The organism is Clostridium sp. CTA-19, assembly GCF_054767855.1.
The window spans coordinates 20,623-42,770 of record NZ_BAAABH010000005.1 but is presented as its reverse complement, the minus strand read 5'-3'; the positions used below and the strand labels follow the sequence as shown (position 1 = coordinate 42,770).

Here is a 22,148-nt window from a genome sequence, read left to right as displayed (position 1 = left end):
GAAAAGAGGAGTGCAAATGAAGTATGATGATAAGATTATAGAAATGCAAGGCATAATAGTTGAAATACATGATGGATGTGTTGCAATGGATTTAAAAGGTAGACTTGGATATATGAAAATTCCAATGAGAATGCTTATAACTGATTATCCTCTAAAATTAGGCCAAGAAGTAGGATTTAAAATGAGTTTTCCAGAAGTTTTAAAAGAAGAACCAAATGATAAATATGTAAGCAATTTAATGAAGAGAGAAAGAAAGGATGGAACACAAAATGGTTAGTACTGTTGTGAATAATTTACAATCAGAAATATTTGTGCCAATAACACCAACACCAGTATGGACACCAGTTACAAAAGAACTAAAAGATATGAAGATAGCTTTTGCAACTGCTGCTGGAGTTCATTTAAAAAGTGATAAAAGATTCAATCTAGCAGGAGATTTTACTTATAGATTAGTACCAGGAGATGTTAAAACAGAAGATTTAATGGTGTCTCACGGTGGATATGATAATGGAGATGTAAATAAGGATATAAATTGTATGTTTCCAATAGACAGATTAAGGGAGTTAAAAGAAGAAGGATTTATAAAGGAAATAGCCCCAACGCATATAGGTTTTATGGGTGGTGGTGGAAACCAAGAAAAATTTACTCATGAAACAGGACCAGCAATAGCTAAAATCTTAAAAGAAGAAGGGGTAGATGCTGTAGTATTAACAGCAGGATGAGGAACTTGTCATCGTTCAGCTGTATTAGTACAGAGAGCGATAGAGGAATCAGGGATTCCTACGATTTGTATAGCTGCATTACCACCAGTTGTAAGACAAACTGGTACACCAAGGGCTGTAGCACCACTTGTTCCAATGGGAGCTAATGCTGGTGAACCAAATAACAGAGAAATGCAGATAAATATATTAAAAGATACTTTAAGAAAGTTAATTGAAATAGATACTCCAGGAAAAATAGTATCACTTCCATATGAATATATAGCAAAAGTTTAATAAATAAAATTATAATAGTAATTCCGATTTTCTATTAATAGAAAATCGGAATTCTCACATATAAAAATACTACAAGAAATTATAAAAATGAAATTTTTTGAATATTTATGTTTATATTTTTTAACAAAAACAAAATTATTATGAGGTATGTCTATGTATAAATTTAAAAATTTAAGAAAACTTGTAATTAGGGCTTTTCATATTGAAGAAGTTAAATTTTATGACAAAACATTTATAGACAATAAAACTTTATACATAAGAAAAAATATTATGGAAGATATAGAATTTGATAGGGAAATTATAAAATCCATAGATTTAAATATTATTTATAAGAATGAAAGAAATATATTGGTAAATTCTATAATGGACTTTTATCCTATAGCAACTAAGGTTTTAGGAGAATTAGGAGAAGGAATAACTCATGTTATAACAGGGGTAACTGTTATGATAAATGGGGTAGATGACAACGGAATTCAAATAGGTGAGTTTGGAAGTTCAGAAGGAATTTTAAATGAACAAGTTGTATTTGGTAAGGCAGGCACTCCAGACATAGATGATATAATTATTCAATTTGATGTGGTAGTAAATAAGGGGAGAGCTAGTGAAAGAGAAACAATTTTAGAAATACATAAATGTTGTGATAAAGTAATTCAAAATATAAGAGAATTGCTTAAAAATATTAATGGCAGATATTGTGATGAAAAACATGAATATTACGATAAAGTAAATAAAGAGGGCAAAAAAGTAGTTATAATAAAGCAAGTTGCAGGACAAGGGGCCATGTATGATACAGCTTTATTAGGTAATGAACCATGTAGTTCTATAGGAGCTAAATCTATAATTGATATGGGAAACATTCCAATAATATTAACACCGAATGAATATAGGGATGGAGCTTTAAGAGCAATGCACTAAAAATATATTTATGTTTAAGGTGAAATTTAAAACTTATAGAAGCTATATTGTGGAGGTGATTTTAATATGGGAATAGGGCCGTCTACAAAGGAAACAACAAAGCATCATTTTAAGGATCCTTTGGTGGAGTTAGTTTCGGATGATAAAGATATAGATTTGTTAGGAATTATGATAGTAGGAACACCTCAAAGTAACAAAGATAAATTTTTTGTTGGAAAGAGGGCTGCAACTTGGGCAGAAGCTATGAGGGCAGATGGTGTTATTTTATCCTTAGATGGGTGGGGAAATAGCCATGTAGACTTTGCCAATACTGTTGAAGAAATAGGTAAAAGAGGAATTCCGGTTGTTGGGTTAAGTTTTGTAGGGACACAAGCTCAATTTGTGGTTAAAAATAAATATATGGATACAATAGTTGATTTCAATAAAAATAAGCAGGGTATAGAAACAGAAGTTGTAGGTGAGAACACAGTTACAACTTTAGATGCTAAGAAAGCATTAGCATTTTTAAAATTGAAAATGAGAAAAATGGAGGAATAAAAATGAAAGTAGTAAAATCTATTCAAGCTATAGATTCACATACAATGGGGGAACCAACAAGAATAGTAGTAGGAGGAGTACCACAAATACCAGGAAAAACTATGCCGGAAAAAAAATCTTATTTAGAAGAACATATGGATAGTTTAAGAACAGCTATAATGTTAGAACCAAGAGGTCATAAAGATATGTTTGGATCAATAATAACTCAGCCAACTAAAGAAGAAGCTGATTTAGGCATTATATTTATGGATGGTGGTGGATATCTTAATATGTGTGGACATGGTTCTATTGGTGCTGCCACAGTAGCAGTTGAAACCGGTATGGTAGAAGTCAAGGAACCATATACAAATATAACATTAGAAGCTCCAGCAGGATTAATAAAAGCAACTGTAAAAGTTAAAGATGGAAAAGCTATAGAAACATCTATTGAAAATGTACCAGCATTTTTATATAAAGAAAATATAAAAATAGAATTGCCGGAAATAGGAAAAATATTAGTTGATATATCCTTTGGGGGAAGTTTTTTTGTTTTAGTTAAAGCATCTGATTTAGGAATTGAGATAGATCCTAAAAATTCTGCCAAGATTACAAACATTGGTTTGCAAATTAGAGATATAGTAAACAAAACTATAAAAATAGAACATCCTACGTTAAAACATATAAAAACTGTAGATTTAGTAGAAATATATGGACCAGCAAAAAACATAAATGCTACACTTCAAAATGTTGTTGTATTTGGAGATGGACAAATAGACAGATCACCTTGCGGAACAGGGACAAGTGCAAAAATGGCAGCGCTTCATGCTAAAGGTTTATTAAAAGAGGGTGAAGAATTTATCTATGAAAGTATTTTAGGAACTATGTTTAAAGGAAGAATATTAGGAACAACAAAGGTTGATAATTTTAATGGTATAATACCAGAAATAACTGCGAGTGCATATATAACTGGATTTAATCATTTTGTTATTGATGATACAGACCCTGTTAAATTTGGATTTAAACTTTCTTAAAAAAGTAAAAGAATAAGTAAATAAAAAAAATTTTAACTATTGAAAAAATATTTTTTCGTGGTATAATTATAAATATAAAGTAAATATTGTGTAATAGGTGCTCTAAAAAGAGTTAAAAGGGAAAGTGGTTGAAATCCACTGCAGCCCCCGCTACTGTAACGCAGACGAACCAGTATCCACTGAATTATTTTGGGAAGGATGGTGTAGGATGATGCGTGAGCCAGGAGACCTGCCTAGAACTTTGTTTTATAAAACTTCGGAGGGAAGAATTTGTAACAATCTTTGAATTCGTATATTTAATTCAATTTAAATATATTATTTAATATTTGTTATATAAACCTTCGTAAAGTTTACGAAGGTTTTTTATATATTTCCAATAACTTAAATTACTTTTATTTACCTGACTTTAGTAGATAGAGGTTAAATATTAAAAAATACTCTTTATCTACTAAAGTTTTAATAAAAATTTAAGTAGACTTGATAAACTATTGAAAAATTGATAACATGTTCTTATAAAATAAAATAATAATTTGGAATTACAAAGGAAAAAGTAATGTATATAAGTTACAATTACTTAGATTATGCTATATTATATCTTTGTTTTACGAAGATATTTTTTATAAACTTTAAATTATTTCTATTTGATAAGTTTCAGTTAATTGCCATTAGAGTTTAAATTTTAGATACCTAAAAAATAATAATTGTGAAGAATTTGCTTATATTTAAAATTAGTTTAGACACATAGCTAACTGAAGTCTTATATGTAGAAAATTAACTTTTATTAAATTTACACACTTAAGCTATAGGAGAGATGTTTTATTCTCTCCTATGTTTAATTTAAAAGAAAAAAATAAAGAAAAAAATATAGGGTTTATAGGTGCCTTAATTTAAGGGTAAAAGGGAAAGTGGTTAAAATCCACTACAGCCCCCGCTACTGTAAGTAGGACAAGTTTAGAATATCCACTGGTTAAAACTGGGAAGGACTAAATGAGGATGATTACAAAGTCAGGAAACCTGCCTACAATCTTATGATAATCTTTCGGAGGGAAGGAGAAGTCAAAAATTGATTAAAATTAATATGACATATGTATATTGTTATTTGATTACATGAAAAGGGTAGCTAAAAATTATATAAATAATATAAAATTTAGTTATTCATTAGGAGATGTTGATATGAATTTAAAATATAACAATATATATTTAAAGATAATTAAAATTATTTTTGGAAGTATACTTTATGCTATAGCAATAAATATTTTTATTTCACCAAATAGACTTTTAAGTGGAGGTATAGCTGGAATTTCTCTTATACTTCAATATATTCTTGATATTCCTTCAGGATACTGGGTATTTATAATAAATTTACCGGTATTTGTTATAGGGTATAAATTTTTAAAAGATAGGGAATTTATTTTTTTGAGTATTATTGGAATGGTATCTATGTCATTAGCATTAGTTATAACAGACAAATTACTTAAAGGATTTGTTGTAAATGATGTAGTTATAGCTACATTTTTTGGAGCTATTTTAAGTGGAATTGGTATGGGCATAATATTTAGACAAGGAGCATCACAAGGTGGAACAGATATTATAGCAATAATAATAAGAAGAAATAGAGGAATTAAAATATCTTCATTATATTTCGCATTAAATGGAATAATAGTGGCTTTAGGAATTTTCATAACAAATATAGAGTTAACACTATACACAATGATGCTTATGTATGTAAAATCTAAAGTTATAGATAAAATAATAAATGCTTTTAATCAAAAGAAAATATTAATAATAGTAACTGAAAAAGAAAATGAAGTATCAAATGCAATTATGGACAGTTTAGGAAGAGGTACTACGTTTTTTTATGGAGAAGGCGCTTATACTGGTGTTAAAAGAAAAATTATTTATTCTGTGGTTTCAGAAAAGGAACTTAATAATGCACAAAAATTGATAGAAAGTATAGATAAAAGAGCATTAGTTTCTGTTTCAGACGCGATGGAAGTTCAGGGAAAAGGCTTTTTAAAGTCTGCTATATAATCAGTAAGCGTTTGGAAAATTATTTGAATGTTAGATAAATTTGAAATAAAATGTTAAAATAAAAGTAAATTTTAAATATTAATTATGGGATTGGAGATAATATCATGAGTGAGAATTATAAGTTTTTTCAACACAAAAATTGCGAATTTTTTCCTTGTCACAAGGTAAATAAAGAGGAAGATTTCAATTGCTTATTTTGCTACTGTCCATTATACTTTCTTGAAGATTGTGGTGGAAATAATGTAATGAGTAATGGAATAAAGGATTGTACTAATTGTATGATACCACATTCAAAAAATGGATATGATTATATATTTAATAAAATAGTATCTGTAAATAATGAGAGAGTAGATAAATTTTTAAAGGAAAAATATAAAAAATAGCAATAATCATTAATAATTTAAATAGAGTACTACAAAAAGTTATAGCCACCAATTTTATTGGTGGCTATAACTTTTTATAATTATTACTCATTAACAGGAGTAAATTGTATTTTTGCTGAATCATGGGTTAAAGGTTCAATAATAAAACCTTGAGCTCTTAATCCCTCAATAACGTTAGATAATGCATCTACAGTAGTTGTTTTAGGATTTAAATCATGCATTAATATATTTGCTTGTTTAACATATGGAGTATTATCAAGGATACTATGGATTATTACATTTTTATCTTGTTTAAAAGTAGCTGCGTCCATAGAATCTATATTCCAATCAAAAAAAGTATAACCAAGATCAGTCATATATTGTGATAATCCAGGCATAAAGTTAGCATCAGTATGACCATTTACTCTATTATTAGAACCACCAGGAAATCTAAAAATTTTAGATGGTTCTTTACCAGTTATAGATTTTAGTTTTTCATCTAAAGATTGTATATCCCCTAAAAAACTTTCATTATTAGCATAAATTTTAGTATAACTGTGAGAAGCAGTATGATTAGCTAAAGTATGTCCTCTATCAGATATTTTTTTGTATATACTTTCCATTCCCGGTTTATAGTTAACAAAGAAAGTAGCTTTTACATTATATTTATCTAAAATATCTAAAATTTTCAAAGTATGATTTGATGGCCCATCATCAAAAGTTAGATATGCGATCTTAGTATTTGATAAAACTTCATTATATTGAGATTTTTTTTCTGATACAGTTTCCTTTAAGGAAATATTTTCCTTAGCTAACTTATCTTTTTCAGCCATCTTATTTTCAATAGTTGCTGATAAAGTTTTAGTATTAGACTTTGCTAATATAGCTTTTGAATTTATAAATAAAGTAAAAATGAGAATAAATATTGTAAAAATAAGCAAAATTTTTACAAATAAAACGCTTGTCCTGTTTTTCATCAGATTACCCCCCTATAACCATTAAATATACTGTTTTATTGCTTTGATAATGAGTTAATTTTAGACTCTAAATCCTTTTTTTGTTCTAATAACTTAGAATTTTTACTTTTTAAATCGTTTATATCTACATCTAAAGAATTTATTTTAGATTTTAAGTTTGTATTTTCATCTTTATATTGATTTAATTTATAATTGCAATAAAAAATTGATATAAAAGATACAAATATTACTAAAGTAAAAATTAGAATAGAACGGTTTCGTTTTTTCTTTAATTTAGATGTATTTTTATATGAAACATTCATTTTTATGTCTCCTTTTAACTAAATATTTTTTCATAACACTACAAATTAAATTATAAACCTATATTTTACTTTTGTTTTTACAAAAATGTTACAAAAATATTTTAGAGACAAATATTTACTTTAAATGATAATTTTATTTATAGAAAAGCAGAAGAAAATCTTCCACTTTTCTAAAAAAAGTTGTTAACAACTGAATTATACAGCTATAAATTAGATTTATTAAATATCTTATTTAGATAGTAAAAAAAATATTTAATGAAAAATTATTTTAAATTTTAACAATTTATAATTTGTATAATATGAGCTCATATGAATATCTTTAAGGGTAATCTTTAGATTTTATTTCCATTATGCAATTTTAATAATTAATATCAATATTACTAATATATTAGTAATAAATACTAATTATTAAAAAATGTATACTAAAAATGCTATTTTATATTTCAAAATTTTATAAAATAGTTTAATTAGTGATTACATTTTTTAAAGCTATTACAATCAGTACATTCAGGCATAGTAGGATTAGTTTCATGAGTACCTACTTCTATTTTGTTTAATGTACAATAGTTATTGTCTTTAGCATGGTGTTCGCATTGTTCTACAGTGCATCCAATTGATTCATTTTGTTTCATTATTAATTACCTCCTCTAAATTTATTGATTAAAGAAATTTTATAATCTTTAATCATTATAGTAATATTGTGAGCAATATAAGCAATATTATGTGTATCAAAATGTGGGTAAAAATCCAAAAAAAATAATAAAAATAATACCGGATTTCATTTAAATAGCATATTTTATATAAATATATATATTAAGAACCAATGTATATTAAATTACATAATATGTAATGAGATTACAAATGTTAAAATCAATTAACAAAAGGTAGGGAATGGTTTATGGAGGATAAAATATTTAAACTTAGTGAATGTGAAGTAGGTGAGACTGTAGAAATTAAATCAGTTTTATCTACAGGATTAAGCAAACAAAGATTATTAGACCTAGGATTTGTGCCTAGTACTAAAATTTATATATTAAGAGAATCACCTTTTGGGGAGCCAGTAGCTTATCTTATAAGAGAAACATGCATAGCGCTTAGACAAGAAGAAAGTGAAAATATTTTGGTGAAGAAAAGTATTTTATAAAAATTTTATACTAATATATAATTTGAAATTCTAGTTTATTTATATAAAGGTAATAAAAATAGATTTATTTTATTAAACAATTTTTTTAGAGGTGAAAGATGGGTTTAACTTTTAATTCAACAAAAAAAGAAAATTTAAAAGACATTAAGATTGTTGAAAAAAATAAAAGCAATCAATATATAATAGCGTTAGCGGGAAATCCTAATACAGGTAAAAGTACTGTTTTTAATGAACTAACTGGATTACACCAACACACAGGAAATTGGCCAGGAAAAACAGTAGTAAATTCTCAAGGAAATTTTAATTATAAAAATAATGAGTACATTTTGGTAGATTTACCAGGAACGTATTCATTGTTAGCAACATCATCAGAAGAAGAAGTTGCTAGAGATTATATATGCTTTGGACAGGCAGATTTAAATGTTGTAGTTGTAGATGCAACTTGCTTAGAAAGAAATTTAAATTTATTAATTCAAATTTTAGAACTTAATCCTAAGGTTTTAGTTTGTTTGAATTTGATTGATGAGGCTAAAAAGAAAAATATAGAAATAAATATTGAAAAATTAAAAAAATTATTAGGAGTTCCTGTTGTTGTAACTTCTGCGAGGAATGGTGAAGGAATCAAGGATTTAAAGGAAAATTTAGAAGTATACACTAAAGAATATAAAAGAGAAAAGCCATTTAAGATAGATTACGGTGAAGATATAGAAAGAAAGGTTAATTTTATATCTAAGTTATTATATAAAAGATATAATGATATGAACTATAGATGGGTTTCATTAAGATTGTTAGATGGAGATGAAACTATTATAAAGTCTATACGCAAATATGTGGATGAAAATTTTTTATTATATGATGATGAAGATACTAAAAAAATTAAAGAAATTATAGAGGAAGCAACTTCTATTAGAGATGTAATTGCTTTAAAAATATATGAAAACTGCTCCTATATTGCAGAAGAGACAGTAAAAAAAGATGAAAATCAAATTTTAAAACAACAAAAAGTAGATGATATTCTAACATCAAAAAAATTTGGAATACCAGTAATGCTTATACTTCTGACTGTGATCTTATGGATAACAATACAGGGTGCTAATTATCCATCACAGTTATTAGCTGACATGTTTAACAATTTAGAACCACATTTATTAAACTTTTTTAAAAGTATAAATAGTCCTATTTGGCTTACTAATATTTTAGTTTTAGGAATGTATAAGACTGTTGCATGGGTAGTTGCAGTAATGTTACCACCTATGGCTATATTTTTTCCTATATTTACTATACTTGAGGATTGTGGGTATTTACCAAGAATTTGTTTTAATTTAGATAAAGCATTTAAAAAGGCATGTTGTCATGGTAAACAAGTTTTAACAATGTGTATGGGATTTGGATGTAATGCAGCTGGAGTTATAGCTTGTAGAATAATTGACTCGCCAAGAGAAAAATTAATTGCAATACTTACGAATTGTTTTGTACCTTGCAATGGAAGGTTTCCAACATTAATAGCATTATCAATGATTTTTGTAGGCGGTACTTTTGCATCTAATACAGCAAATTCAATATTAGCTGCATTGATAGTTGTGGGCTTAGTGATTTTAGGTGTTATAATAACGTTATTGAGCTCATTAATAATGTCAAAAACTATATTAAAAGGTATACCTTCTTCTTTCACATTAGAATTACCACCATATAGAAGACCACAAATAATGAGGGTTATATATACTTCTATAATTGATAGGACTATATTTGTATTAGTTAGAGCTATTAAGGTAGCAGCTCCAGCAGGGGTTCTTATATATATATTTAGTAATATTATTATAGGAGATATGAGTATAATTGGGCATATTGCTAATTTTTTAGATCCTATAGCAAGTTTAATAGGATTAGATGGATTTATATTAATGGCATTTTTATTAGGGCTACCAGCTAATGAAATAGTTCTTCCAATACTTTTAATGGGATATTTAGCAAATGGTACGATGGTAGATTATACTAGTTTAGACATGCTTAAAAATATTTTGATAAATAATGGTTGGACCTATTTAACATTATTAAATACGATGATATTTTCCTTGTTGCATTTTCCATGTGCAACGACAATACTTACAATAAAGAAAGAGACAGGAAGTAGGAAATGGGCTTTATTTTCTTTAGTTATGCCTACAGTAGTAGCATTTATAGTATGTTTTATAACAACTACTATATATAGAATTGCTATATAAGCAGTTGTTGAAGTAATAAAAAAATGAACTGATAAAATTCAGTTCATTTTTTATTGTAAATAATTATGTTATATATTCATTCTTTTTATATTGTCAGGAATTATTAAATCAGCTAGAGTTGAAGCTTTAACATCAGCTACTGTAGCTTCTGGTCCTAATTCTCTTAAAACAAGACCTTCTTTAGTAACTTCCATAACAGCCATTTCAGTTATTATTAAGTTAACTTGGTGAGCAGCTGTTAATGGTAATGTACATTTTTTCAATATTTTAGGGTTTCCTTTTGCAGTATGTTCCATTGAAACTATAACTTTCTTAGCTCCAACTACAAGATCCATAGCTCCGCCCATTCCAGGTACTTTTTTACCAGGAATCATCCAGTTAGCAAGATTTCCTTCTTGGTCAACTTCAAGTGCACCAAGTATAGTTGCATCAACATGTCCACCTCTTATTATAGAGAATGACATTGAGCTATCAAAAAATGCAGCACCAGGTACCACAGTAACGTATTGTCCACCTGCATTTATTAAATCTTTATCTTCTTCTCCTTCTTTAGGTGAAGAACCTATTCCTACAAAACCGTTTTCAGATTGTAGTGTTATATCTATTCCTTCAGGAATGTAATTAGCAACAAGTGTTGGTAGTCCTATACCAAGATTTACAACATCTCCGTCTTTAAGTTCTTGTGCAACTCTTTTTGCTATAACTTCTCTCATCATACTTCTATCCATAATTACTTGTCCCCCTTTACAATGTAATCAACAAAAACTGATGGTGTAACAACTATGTTAGGATCTAATTCACCAGCTTCTACAAGTTCTTCAGCTTCAACGATTACAATATCAGCTGCCATTGCTATTAATGGATTAAAGTTTCTAGTAGCTTCATGATAATAGATGTTACCTTTTTTATCTACTTTTGATCCAAATAATAATGCTACATCAGCTTTTAAAGGAAGTTCAAGTAAATACTCTTTACCATTAACAGTAATTTTTTCTTTGCCTTCTTCTATGATAGTTCCAATTCCAGTTTCAGTTAGGAATCCTCCAAGACCAGCGCCGCCACATCTAATTCTTTCAGCAAGTGTTCCTTGAGGAACAAGTTGAACGTCCATTTCATTTTCATTCATTTGTCTTCCAGTTTCCGGATTAGTACCTATATGAGAGGCAATAGTTTTTTTCGCCTGTTTATTAACTATTAACTTTCCAATACCTTTATCTGGGTATCCAGTATCATTAGCAATTATAGTTAAATCTTTAACCCCTTTTTCAACTAATTTATCTACTAATTTTTCTGGAGTTCCAGCTGCTAAGAAACCACCGATCATAACAGTCATGCCATCTTTAATATGAGAGATAGCTTCTTCAATAGTAACAATTTTGTTCATAACATATACCTCCAAATATTTTTAATTGCCTTACTATAAAGAATATTCTACACAAAAATAGAAAATCCTTCTTTTATTTTAAAAAAAATCATAAAATTATTAAAAAATAAAAATTATATTGAAAATAGCGGATAAAATTTAAATAATATTTTACTTATGTATAAACTTTAATTTTTAACGAGATGAAATTTTATATGTTTTTTAATAATATTAAATCTAAAATAAAAACATATAATAAAAGTTTAATTATTAACTTTAATCGCTAACATCTGACTACTTTAGAGCAAATAGTATATAATTTAAATATGGATAATTAAAACAGTAAAAAACATAAATAATATTAAAATTTTTAATAAAATATGTATTCGAGGATATAGTTAGTTTGCTTCATTGCTATAGTATGAAATTATATTCAAAAAGAAAAGGACAAAAAATAAAGGAAATATTAACAGAAAGCGAGGTAAATAAAGATAGTTAAAAAGAAAGATGATACCATATCAAGAGTAGAAAAACATATTATAAAACCTAGTCATGAATTATATAACTATTTAGATGAATATTGTTTCATGTCTAAAAATCTATACAACTATGCAAACTATCAAATTAGACAAATATTTATTATTACTTCTAAATTAGCTAAAGATGAAAAGGTTAATCAAGAACAATTAGATTACTTAAAAGATATTAATGTTAAAGTAGATAAATTTAATGAATTAAGAAAAACTAATTTTGAAAAGGCTAGAGCTAAAGCTCATAAAGAGAATAAGGAGTTTAAAAAGAAATTAAAAACTATTAAATATTTTGATAAAGATAACAAATATCCTTGTTATGATTTTATAGAATTTTTAGTAAAAGATGGCATTGATTACAAGTCTTTAATGGCTCAAGTATCTCAGCAAACATTAAAATTACTAGATAAGAACTGGATAAGCTTTTTTGAAGCTATAAAAAAATGGTCTAAAAATAATATAGGTTTTAGTGGTAGACCTAAATTACCTAAATATTTAAAGAAAGATGGTAAAACTATAGTTATATTTACTAATCAAAACTGTAAACAATCTAATAATTGTATTAAAATGCCTACTTGTTTTAATCAATATGAATTAAATACTAATATACAAGGAAAATTACAACAAGTTAGGATATTGCCTAGAAATAAATACTTTATATTAGAAGTAGTCTATACTATGCCTAAACCTCAATTAAAAGAAGATAACAATAAATATATATCAATAGATATTGGGTTAGATAATTTAGCAGCTATAACTAATAATTGTGGTGTTACACCTATAATAATTAGTGGTAGGAAGTTAAAATCTATAAATAAATATTATAATAAGCAACTATCACATTATAGAGAAATAGCTAAAAGAATGAATAATTTAGAGTGGACAAATAAAATGAATAGATTAACAATTAAAAAAAATAACATGATTACAGATTTAATTCACAAAGCAAGTAAAAGTGTAATAGATTATGCTTTAAGCTGTGGAACTAATACTATAATCATAGGAAATAACAAGGATTGGAAAAGGGAAAGTTTAATGTCAAAGAAAGTTAATCAATCATTTGTAGGTATTCCACATCAATTATTTATCGAAAAGATACAATATAAAGCTGAAAATTTAGGATTAAAAGTAATAATAACTGAGGAAAGTTATACAAGTGGTACAAGTTTTCTTGATAATGAAGAGCCAATAAAAGAAAATTATAATAAATCAAGGAGAGTAAAAAGAGGACTATTTGTATCAAATACAGGAAGAAAGATTAATAGTGATATAAATGGTAGTTTACAAATAATGAAAAAAGTATTCCCAAATGTCATAGACCATGGGATAGAGGATTTCGGGTTAAATCCAATTAGAGTAGGTATTTAATTTTAAATACTGACTAATAAATATAATTTTTATTAAAATATTTAATGTTTTTTATTTGTTTTAATAAGTTTATATACCTGATAAGTAGAAAGAATTAAGAGTTATTTAATTTAAAGGTGGTGAGTTTTTTATTGTATATATAATTTATTTTATTAAAATCTAAAATTATATAAATGCAATAATATATAGATATGACATTAAGATTTATATTTGGTGGTTCAGGTAGTGGAAAAAGTTATAGATGTATAGAAGAAATTACAAATAAAAAGAAAAAAGGTGAAATGAATCCTTTAATACTGTTAGTTCCCGAGCAATTATCTTTTAAATCAGAGAAAATGTTATTAGAAAGATTAGGTTGTTTAGGTGTTAATAATATATATAGTTTTAGTTTTAAAAGGCTAGCGCATACCATTTTTAATGAAGTAGGAGGAATTACACATAAAAATTTAAGTAATACGGGAAAAGCAATAATAGTTGATAAGATACTTCAAGAGTCAAAGGATGAGCTTAAAGTATTTTCATTATCAGCAAAGCAGAGTGGTTTTGTAGATAATATTATATCAATGATTAATGAATTTAAGACTTACAATGTAACTGTTGAAAATATTAATGAAATGAAAAATGTTATAGATGAAAGCTCACTTTTATCAGACAAAATATTTGATACATCATTAATATATGAAAAGTATAATTCAGCTTTAGGAAAAGATACTTTTGATCCAGCAGATACTTTAGATTTTTTAAATGAGAAAATTTTAAAGAGTAAATTTTTAAGTGGTGCAGAGATTTGGATTGATGAGTTTTATGGTTTTACGCCTCAACAATATAATATTATAGAAAAACTTTTTAAAATATGTAAGAGAGTAAATATAACATTGCCATATACGGGAAGCAATGTTTTAAAAAAGGAAGAGGAATTTGATATAACAGATGCATTTTATCCTGTTTTTTATACTGAAAATAAAATATTAAAAATAGCAGCAGAAAATAACATATCTTATGAAAAACCAATTATATTAAAAGGGAATCCTAAAAATGAAAATAATTATAGATTTATGAATAGTGATGAATTAAGCTATATAGAAAAAAATTATTTTAATATTACTACTAAACCATATGCAAAAGAAATAAATGATATAAAAATATTTAAAGGATTAAATACTTATTCAGAAATACAATATGTAGCAAAAGAAATATTAAGACTATGTAGAGAGAAAAATTATAGATTTAAAGATATAGCAGTTATTGCTCGTAATTTAGATAGTTATGAGGATATAATAAAAGCTATTTTCTCAGAGTATAAAATTCCATATTTCTTAGATATGAAAAAAGATGTAGAGAGTAATCCTATAGTAATTATGGTTAAATCCGCACTAGAAATTATATTAAAGAACTTTTCGTATGAAAGTGTTTTCAGATATTTAAAAAGTGGGTTTGTTGATATTGATATGGAAGATGTAGATGTTTTGGAAAATTATGTTATAGCTTATGGTGTAAAAGGTGAAAAAAAATATTTAGATGAATGTTATTGGAAAGAAGAAAAACCTAAAAATATAAAAGATAAATTTTTAGGACCAATTCTTAATTTGAAAAAAAGTTTAAAAAAAGAAAATAAAATTGCAAGTATGTGTAAAGCATTGTTTGTATTTTTAGAAGAATTGAATTTAGGACATAAGATAAGCACAAAAATCGAAGAGTTAAAAGAAAAAGAACAGTTAAATGATGCAAGGGAGTATAGTTCTATATGGAATTTACTTATGGAAATTTTAGATGAATTAGTTAAGGTTTTAGGAGAAGAAAAAATAACAGTAAAGCAATTTGTATCTTTATTTAACATGGCTATTTCATATCACGAGATAGGGATAATTCCGCCAGCACTAGATCAAGTTACAATAGGAGATATACAACGTATAAGAGCTCAAGATATTAAAGCACTTTACATTGTTGGTGTTAATGATGGAGTTTTCCCAAAAGCTAAAATAGAAGATGGAATATTTAATGATTTAGATAAAAAAGTTTTTCAAACTAATGGTATTAAATTATCAAGTGATACGCAAACCTTAATGTTTGAGGAACAATTTTTGATATATACTGCGCTAACACTTCCAAGTGAAAAACTTACTTTAAGTTATCCCGTTGCAGATTTTGAAGGAAAGGCTCTTAGACAATCTATAATAATATCTAGAATAAAGGGTATTCTTAAAGAAGTGAAAGAAGAAAGCGACATAGTAAAAGATATGAATATGGATGAATTAGATGATGTTAATTCACATATTCCAACTTTTAATAATCTTATTATGCAAATAAGACATTATATAGAAACAGAAGAAATATCACTAATATGGGGCGAGGTATATAAATATTTTATAGAAAATGAGGATTATAGCGAAAAGGCTAAAAATATTTTTAAGGGGTTCTCATATAAAAATGTTATAGATGCCATAAGTAATGAAAAAGCAAAAGAACTTTATGATGGTGGAAATTATTTTACTGTATCTAAAATAGAAAAATATGCGAGATGTCCTTTTGCTTATTTTATACAATATGGTTTAAAAGCAAAAGAAAGAAAAGTTTATGGGTTTTCAGCACCGGATTTGGGAAGTTTTATGCATAATGTTTTAGATAGTTTTTCTAAAGATATGAGAAAAGAAGGACTAAAGTGGCAAGATATTGACATTGAATATTGTGAACGTAAAGTGGAGTCAATAGTAAATATTATAATGAGTGAAGATAGAAGTTTTATATTAAATAGTTCTTTTAGATATAAATATATAAGTGAAAGACTAAAAAGAGTCTTAGTAAGAGCAGTTATAACTATCATGAATCAAATTAATTTAGGAGAATTTGAACCAGAAGGATATGAAATTGGTTTTGGCACAGCGAATAGTGAATATCCACCAATAGAAATAGAGCTTTCAAATGGAGAAATTGTAAAACTAATAGGAAGAATAGATAGAATAGATAAATTAATATCTGGTAATCAAGTATATTATAGAATTATAGATTATAAATCAGGATCAAAAAAATTTAGACTAAGTGATGTATATTATGGATTACAGGTTCAGTTATTAACTTATTTGGATGCAATTTTAAATAGGAAATTAAACATAGGAGAAAAGTCTAACCCAGCAGGAGTTTTATATTTTAAGATAGATGATCCAATAATAAGTGTAGATGAAAATATGTCTGATGAGGAAATAGAAAGTAGTATATTAAAAGAGCTGAAGATGAAGGGACTTTTAATTAGAGATGTAGAAGTTTTAAGAGAAATGGATGAAAGATTAGAAAACGGAAATAAGTCTAGTATAATACCTGTTGGATTAAAAAAAGATGGTGAATTTACATCTGATTCTAGTGTAATATCTTATGATGGGTTTAACGTACTTAGAAAGCATGTTCGTAAAGAGTTAAAAAACTTTTGTGAAGATATGTTAAGTGGTGATATTAGTATTAATCCATGTAAAGTTGAAGATGATGATCCTTGTGAATATTGTGAGTTATCAGCTATATGTCAATTTGATTTATCCTTTGAGGAAAATAAATATAGAAATATTAAGGGGAAAAAGGATAAGGAAATATTAAAAATATTGGAATGTGGTGAAGAAGTAAATGAGTGATAATAAAGTTAAATTTACAAAGGAGCAACAATGGGCAATAGATACAAGAAATGCTAACTTACTTGTTGCAGCAGCTGCAGGCTCAGGAAAAACAGCAGTTTTAGTTCAACGAATAATAAATATGATAACAGATAGGGAAAATTCAATTGATATAGATAAACTATTAGTAGTTACATTTACTAATGCAGCAGCATCAGAGATGAGAGAAAGAATAGGTGACGCCATTTCAAAAGAAATTGCCAGTAAACCTACATCAAAGCATCTTCAAAGACAATTAACACTTTTAAATAAAGCTAGTATTATGACTATACACTCCTTTTGTCTTGAAATAATTAAAAGAAATTTTCATATGATAGATTTAGACCCAAGTTTTAGAGTTGCAGATGAGACAGAAACAGAACTTTTAAAGCAAGAATCATTAGAAGAAGTTTTTGAAAAAATGTATGAAGACAATGATGAAAAATTTTTAGAGCTTATAGAATGTTATTGCAATAATAAAAATGACTTAAGTCTATTTAATATGGTTTTGGATTTATATAGATTTTCTATGAGTACACCATATCCAAAGCAGTGGCTAAAGGAAAAAAGTGAAATGTTTAATATAGAAGAAGCTTTTAAAATAGAAGATTCATCTATAGGTAAAGCGTTAATTAATGATATAGCAATTGAATTAGAGAGTTTAACTAAATCTATGAAAATAGCAAAAAAGATAATAGAAGAAGATAACTCTTTAGAAAAGTATTATAAAGTTATAAGTGATGAGTATTCATACTTTAGAGAATTATATAAAAATAGGGATTCCTTAGAAAGCTTAAAAAACATAATAAATAATATAAAATTTGTAAGGATGCCTTCCATTAAAAACTGTGAGAATAAAGTCTCTCAAGAAGAAGTAAAAAACATAAGGGAAACAAACAAGAAGAAAATTTTAGAATTAACATCTATTATAAATAAAGCAACTTCTAATTATTGCAAGGAAGATATTAAATATTTATATCCACTTATGAAAAAACTTTGTGAGTTGGTAATTAATTTATCTCAAATATATCAAGAAAAAAAGAAAGAAAAGGGAATAATAGACTTTAATGATTTTGAACATTTTGCATTAGAAATTTTAACACAGCTAGATGAAGAAAATAATATAAAACCATCTAAGATAGCTATGGAATTAAGAGAGAAGTATGACGAAATTTTAATTGATGAATATCAAGATTCAAATTATGTGCAAGAGTATATACTTACTATGATTTCTAAAGGAGACATTGGTGAAAATAATATATTCATGGTTGGTGATGTAAAACAAAGTATTTATAGGTTTAGAATGGCAAAACCAGAACTATTTCTTAAGAAGAAAAACACTTATAGTGAGTCAGAAGGATCAAAAGAACGATTAGTAAAACTGTATAAAAATTTTAGGAGTAGAGAAGAAGTAATAAATGCTGTAAATTATATATTTAAAAATATAATGAGTGAGCATTTAGGTGAATTAGATTACACAGAAGAGGAGTCCTTAAATTTAGGTGCAGATTATAAAGAATTAGAAGATGGTGTTTGTGGTGGACCGGTAGAAGTTATGCTTTTTGAAAATGAATGCATCATAGAAGATAATGAAGATGTTGAAGAAGAAGCAATATCTACTATAGAATTGGAAGCAAGAGCTGTAGGACAGAGAATAAAGGAATTTATAGAAGGTAAAAATGACTTTAAAATTTTTGATAAAAATTTAAAAGAATATAGAATTCCACAGTATAAGGATATAGTTGTTTTACTAAGAGCTACCTCAAGTTATGCACCTATATTTTCAGAAGAACTTAAAAAAATAGGTATACCTGTTTATACTGATGCAAATGATGGTTACTTTAATACTTTAGAAATAAAAACAATGATAAGTTTGCTTGAAATTATAGATAATCCTAAACAGGATATTCCCCTATTAGCTGTTTTACGTTCGCCAATAGGTGGTTTTTCGTCAGAAGATATAGTAAATGTTAGATTAAATAGTCCAGAAACAGATATTTATGATGCACTAAAAAATTATATTGAATTAGAACATACAAAATTAACAAAAAAAATATCCGGATTTTTAATGAAATTGGATATATGGAGAAAAAAATCACTTATAGTTCCTATTGACGAATTAATTTGGAATTTATATATGGAAACGGGTTATTATGGTTATGTAGGGGCAATGCCTACTGGGGAAAAAAGACAGGCAAATTTAAGAATGCTATTTCAAAGGGCAAAACAATATGATAAAACAAGTTATAAAGGTTTATTTAACTTTATAAAATTTATAGATAAAATTAAAAGTAATAGTGGTGATTTAGAATCAGCTAAAACTATAGGTGAAAATGAAAATGTAGTAAGAATAATGAGTATTCATAAGAGCAAAGGGCTTGAATTCCCAGTTGTGTTTTTAAGTGCTATGGGAAAACAATTTAATACTATGGATATAAAGAAAAAAGTATTATTTCATCATGAGTTAGGTTTTGGTCCTGAGGTTATAGATTTTAAAAGAAGAATTTCATATAGTCCTATAATCAAGGATATAATTAAAAATAAAATAAAGAAAGAAAATTTATCAGAAGAAATGAGAATACTTTATGTTGCGTTTACAAGAGCTAAAGAAAAATTAATAATTTCAGGAAGTATTAAATCTTTTGAAAAATCTATAGACAAATGGCGTAGTATAGCTAAAAATAGTGAGGGAAAAATTCTGCAAAGTTATTTAATAAGAGCTAATAATTATTTAGATTGGATTATGCCTTGTATAATTAGACATGAGGATGGAGTTGGGTTATTAAAAGATAATAAAATTCCTATAATTAACGATAATTCTAAGTGGAATGTTAAACTTATGAGTTATAAAGATCTTATAAAATATGAAGATAAAATAGTTAGTAATAAGGATATAGAAGAAATATTAAATAGAATTTATGAAATTCATGATGATACAATACACAATGAAGTTTTTAATAGATTAGATTATAGATACAAATATGAGAAAGCTACCAATATGGAAACTAATTTTACTGTATCTGAATTAAAGAGGCAAAATAATGAAGAACAGGAAAGGGAGTATACAGGAAAGTATGTTCCATCAATAGTTAAAAGACCTAAATTTTTAGAAGAAAAAAAAGTTTTAACACCAGCAGAAAAGGGGACTGCTATTCATGCTGTTATGCAAAGATTAGATTTTTCACATGATTGTAGTGAGAAGGGCATAAAAATGCAGATAGCAAATATGGTTGAAAAAGAATTAATAACTGAAGAACAAGAAAAAGTTATTAAAATAAGTAAAATAATTAACTTTTTTAATGATGATTTAGGAAAAGAGATAATAAAAGCTTATAAAGACGGAACTTTAAATAGGGAAGTGCCTTTTAGTATAGAAGTAAGAGCTAAAGAAGTTTATAAAGAATTACAAGAAGATGTATATGATAATGAATTTATAAAAATACAAGGAATAATAGACGGGTACATTGAAAAAAATAATCAAATTATTTTATTTGATTATAAAACAGATTATATATCAAGGGATAATGAAAATGTAGTTCAGTCTATAAAAGAAAAATATAAAATGCAATTAGACTATTATAGTAGGGCTTTAGAACAAGGAACGGGGAAAAAAGTTATAAAAAAATATCTATATTTGTTTTCCATAGATAAAAGTGAAGAAGTTGAGTAAGGCATATGATAAGAAATAAGAGGTCAAATATGCGAGAATACTGACTTATTATTAATTTTGATTATCCTAATAGTAAAAAGGTGTATTACATTGGTGACAAGCCAATTTAATACACCTTCTTTTTATGAGTTATATTTATAAAAGTATAACCACAACCTTTATAAATGGAGGAAAATGAAGAAAGTATTTATAATATTTGGGGAGTATTATAGGGAATACTTTCTTGAAATATAAGGTATAATTTATACCTTAATTTATAAATATAATAAATGAATTTTAGTTTAGATGTATGAAAACATCGTTAATTAGTATATCCAATATAATAAAAAAAATTCAGAAGGTATTTTATAAGGTCAAATTGTTGCCTAAGATAAGGCGTCAACATAGAGTTTAAATTCATATCTTTATCAAGCTAAAAAATTGTCACTTTATAAAAGTATAAATTAAAATTTGAAACCCCATATGTACTATAATTTGGTCTTTAAATCAAAATTTGATACAATAAATAAAAGATTAAATAAATTTATAATTAGATTAGTAAAGGAGAAAAAATGGCACAGGTAAAGACAAATGCGATGAGAATTTTAGATAAAAAAAATATAAATTATAATATTATAACCTATGAAAATAAAGATGGAAAAATAGATGGATTATCAGTTGCTGCTAAAATAGGAAAGTCAGAAGACATGGTATATAAAACATTAGTAGCTCAAGGGGTTAGTAGGGAATTATATGTTTTTGTTATACCAGTAAAAGAAGAATTGGATTTGAAAAAAGCATCAAAAATTTGTGGTGAAAAAAAGATTGAGATGATAAAAGTTACAGATATTAATAAATATACTGGATACATAAGAGGGGGATGCTCTCCAATCGGTATGAAAAAATTATATAAGACATTTATAAATATTACTGTAGAAACATTGGAAAATGTTATAGTTAGTGGTGGTAAAATTGGTGTTCAGATAGAAATATCACCTAAAAATTTAATAGAAACTGTAAATGCAAAAACAGAGGACTTGATAAAAAGTTAGGAGAAACTGTATGAAAGTAGAATTTAAATTCTACTTTCATACAGTTTTTTTATATG

General features: G+C 26.5%; 16 protein-coding genes, 2 pseudogenes and 2 riboswitches. Of the genes and pseudogenes, 13 read left to right on the top strand and 5 right to left on the bottom strand.

The window, feature by feature from the left end; translation table 11 throughout:
• Window positions 1-10 precede the first annotated feature (10 nt).
• The 6 genes and pseudogenes from ACYUE0_RS04170 to ACYUE0_RS04145 all read left to right on the top strand — a co-directional run bounded on the left by ACYUE0_RS04170 (window position 11) and on the right by ACYUE0_RS04145 (window position 5,871).
• Window positions 11-277: a CBO2463/CBO2479 domain-containing protein gene (locus ACYUE0_RS04170; protein WP_341473510.1), complete on the top strand. Its 267-nt coding sequence runs from the start codon at window positions 11-13 to the stop codon at window positions 275-277.
• Window positions 270-995, top strand: coding sequence for a D-proline reductase (dithiol) protein PrdB (prdB, locus tag ACYUE0_RS04165; RefSeq protein ID WP_081496300.1), 726 nt, complete (start codon window positions 270-272; stop codon window positions 993-995). The genes ACYUE0_RS04170 and prdB overlap by 8 nt, the downstream gene beginning before the upstream one ends.
• Window positions 996-1,142: 147 nt before the next feature.
• Window positions 1,143-2,447 (top strand): annotated as a pseudogene (gene prdD, locus ACYUE0_RS04160) (proline reductase cluster protein PrdD).
• A gap of 2 nt (window positions 2,448-2,449) precedes the next feature.
• Window positions 2,450-3,457, top strand: coding sequence for a proline racemase (locus tag ACYUE0_RS04155; RefSeq protein WP_061995992.1), 1,008 nt, complete (start codon window positions 2,450-2,452; stop codon window positions 3,455-3,457).
• Between the two features lie 78 nt (window positions 3,458-3,535).
• A riboswitch (cobalamin riboswitch) is annotated at window positions 3,536-3,708 on the top strand.
• Window positions 3,709-4,315: 607 nt separating this feature from the next.
• Window positions 4,316-4,493: riboswitch (cobalamin riboswitch) on the top strand.
• Between the two features lie 137 nt (window positions 4,494-4,630).
• Window positions 4,631-5,488 (top strand): YitT family protein, encoded by an 858-nt coding sequence (locus tag ACYUE0_RS04150; protein WP_460269591.1) that lies wholly within the window; start codon window positions 4,631-4,633, stop codon window positions 5,486-5,488.
• Window positions 5,489-5,592: 104 nt separating this feature from the next.
• The gene (locus ACYUE0_RS04145; protein WP_061995994.1) at window positions 5,593-5,871 is read left to right on the top strand and encodes a cysteine-rich small domain-containing protein; all 279 of its coding nucleotides are present in this window, start codon (window positions 5,593-5,595) and stop codon (window positions 5,869-5,871) included.
• 83 nt (window positions 5,872-5,954) lie between these two features.
• Here ACYUE0_RS04145 and ACYUE0_RS04140 read toward each other — a convergent pair whose 3' ends face one another.
• From ACYUE0_RS04140 to ACYUE0_RS04130, 3 genes are all read right to left on the bottom strand, one after another.
• The gene (locus ACYUE0_RS04140; RefSeq protein ID WP_460269590.1) at window positions 5,955-6,827 is read right to left on the bottom strand and encodes a polysaccharide deacetylase family protein; all 873 of its coding nucleotides are present in this window, start codon (window positions 6,825-6,827) and stop codon (window positions 5,955-5,957) included.
• 35 nt (window positions 6,828-6,862) lie between these two features.
• Window positions 6,863-7,129: a hypothetical protein gene (locus ACYUE0_RS04135; RefSeq protein WP_460269589.1), complete on the bottom strand. Its 267-nt coding sequence runs from the start codon at window positions 7,127-7,129 to the stop codon at window positions 6,863-6,865.
• Between the two features lie 467 nt (window positions 7,130-7,596).
• Complete coding sequence (locus ACYUE0_RS04130; protein WP_082761228.1) at window positions 7,597-7,761, bottom strand: DUF1540 domain-containing protein; 165 nt, start codon at window positions 7,759-7,761, stop codon at window positions 7,597-7,599.
• Window positions 7,762-8,027: 266 nt separating this feature from the next.
• Here ACYUE0_RS04130 and ACYUE0_RS04125 point away from each other — a divergent pair, with 266 nt between their 5' ends.
• Together ACYUE0_RS04125 and feoB are read left to right on the top strand one after the other, a co-directional pair.
• Entirely contained in the window at window positions 8,028-8,273 is a 246-nt protein-coding gene (locus tag ACYUE0_RS04125; RefSeq protein WP_199869605.1) for a FeoA family protein, read from the top strand.
• 98 nt (window positions 8,274-8,371) lie between these two features.
• Window positions 8,372-10,495 carry a ferrous iron transport protein B gene (gene feoB / locus ACYUE0_RS04120; RefSeq protein WP_460269588.1) on the top strand — a complete coding sequence of 708 codons (2,124 nt, stop codon included), beginning with the start codon at window positions 8,372-8,374 and terminating at the stop codon, window positions 10,493-10,495.
• Window positions 10,496-10,563: 68 nt separating this feature from the next.
• Here the strand turns inward: feoB and ACYUE0_RS04115 are convergent, their stop codons facing one another.
• Entirely contained in the window at window positions 10,564-11,223 is a 660-nt protein-coding gene (locus tag ACYUE0_RS04115; RefSeq protein WP_061995999.1) for a CoA transferase subunit B, read from the bottom strand.
• 2 nt (window positions 11,224-11,225) lie between these two features.
• Window positions 11,226-11,879 carry an acetate CoA-transferase subunit alpha gene (gene atoD, locus ACYUE0_RS04110; protein WP_061996000.1) on the bottom strand — a complete coding sequence of 218 codons (654 nt, stop codon included), beginning with the start codon at window positions 11,877-11,879 and terminating at the stop codon, window positions 11,226-11,228.
• A gap of 361 nt (window positions 11,880-12,240) precedes the next feature.
• On the opposite strand from atoD, the pseudogene ACYUE0_RS04105 reads away from it, so the two are divergent.
• The 5 genes and pseudogenes from ACYUE0_RS04105 to ybaK all read left to right on the top strand — a co-directional run.
• A pseudogene (locus tag ACYUE0_RS04105) lies at window positions 12,241-12,357 on the top strand (IS607 family transposase); the annotation flags it as partial.
• Window positions 12,350-13,756 (top strand): RNA-guided endonuclease InsQ/TnpB family protein, encoded by a 1,407-nt coding sequence (locus ACYUE0_RS04100; protein ID WP_460269678.1) that lies wholly within the window; start codon window positions 12,350-12,352, stop codon window positions 13,754-13,756. The pseudogene ACYUE0_RS04105 and the gene ACYUE0_RS04100, both read left to right, overlap by 8 nt.
• A gap of 191 nt (window positions 13,757-13,947) precedes the next feature.
• On the top strand, window positions 13,948-17,373 hold the full coding sequence (gene addB, locus ACYUE0_RS04095; RefSeq protein ID WP_460269587.1) for a helicase-exonuclease AddAB subunit AddB: 3,426 nt from the start codon (window positions 13,948-13,950) through the stop codon (window positions 17,371-17,373).
• Window positions 17,366-21,061, top strand: coding sequence for a helicase-exonuclease AddAB subunit AddA (gene addA, locus ACYUE0_RS04090; protein ID WP_460269586.1), 3,696 nt, complete (start codon window positions 17,366-17,368; stop codon window positions 21,059-21,061). Before addB ends, addA begins: the two co-directional genes overlap by 8 nt.
• Window positions 21,062-21,612: 551 nt before the next feature.
• Entirely contained in the window at window positions 21,613-22,092 is a 480-nt protein-coding gene (ybaK, locus tag ACYUE0_RS04085; RefSeq protein ID WP_460269585.1) for a Cys-tRNA(Pro) deacylase, read from the top strand.
• Window positions 22,093-22,148: the final 56 nt, after the last annotated feature.

Bases quoted from the DNA above. Each gene is read 5' to 3' on its own strand.
- atoD (WP_061996000.1), bottom strand. From the start codon at position 11,879: ATGAACAAAATTGTTACTATTGAAGAAGCTATCTCTCATATTAAAGAT.
- ACYUE0_RS04125 (WP_199869605.1), top strand. From the start codon at position 8,028: ATGGAGGATAAAATATTTAAACTTAGTGAATGTGAAGTAGGTGAGACT.
- addA (WP_460269586.1), top strand. From the start codon at position 17,366: ATGAGTGATAATAAAGTTAAATTTACAAAGGAGCAACAATGGGCAATA.
- ACYUE0_RS04135 (WP_460269589.1), bottom strand. From the start codon at position 7,129: ATGAATGTTTCATATAAAAATACATCTAAATTAAAGAAAAAACGAAAC.
- ACYUE0_RS04150 (WP_460269591.1), top strand. From the start codon at position 4,631: ATGAATTTAAAATATAACAATATATATTTAAAGATAATTAAAATTATT.
- ybaK (WP_460269585.1), top strand. From the start codon at position 21,613: ATGGCACAGGTAAAGACAAATGCGATGAGAATTTTAGATAAAAAAAAT.
- ACYUE0_RS04115 (WP_061995999.1), bottom strand. From the start codon at position 11,223: ATGGATAGAAGTATGATGAGAGAAGTTATAGCAAAAAGAGTTGCACAA.
- ACYUE0_RS04155 (WP_061995992.1), top strand. From the start codon at position 2,450: ATGAAAGTAGTAAAATCTATTCAAGCTATAGATTCACATACAATGGGG.
- ACYUE0_RS04130 (WP_082761228.1), bottom strand. From the start codon at position 7,761: ATGAAACAAAATGAATCAATTGGATGCACTGTAGAACAATGCGAACAC.
- ACYUE0_RS04140 (WP_460269590.1), bottom strand. From the start codon at position 6,827: ATGAAAAACAGGACAAGCGTTTTATTTGTAAAAATTTTGCTTATTTTT.
- ACYUE0_RS04145 (WP_061995994.1), top strand. From the start codon at position 5,593: ATGAGTGAGAATTATAAGTTTTTTCAACACAAAAATTGCGAATTTTTT.
- feoB (WP_460269588.1), top strand. From the start codon at position 8,372: ATGGGTTTAACTTTTAATTCAACAAAAAAAGAAAATTTAAAAGACATT.
- addB (WP_460269587.1), top strand. From the start codon at position 13,948: ATGACATTAAGATTTATATTTGGTGGTTCAGGTAGTGGAAAAAGTTAT.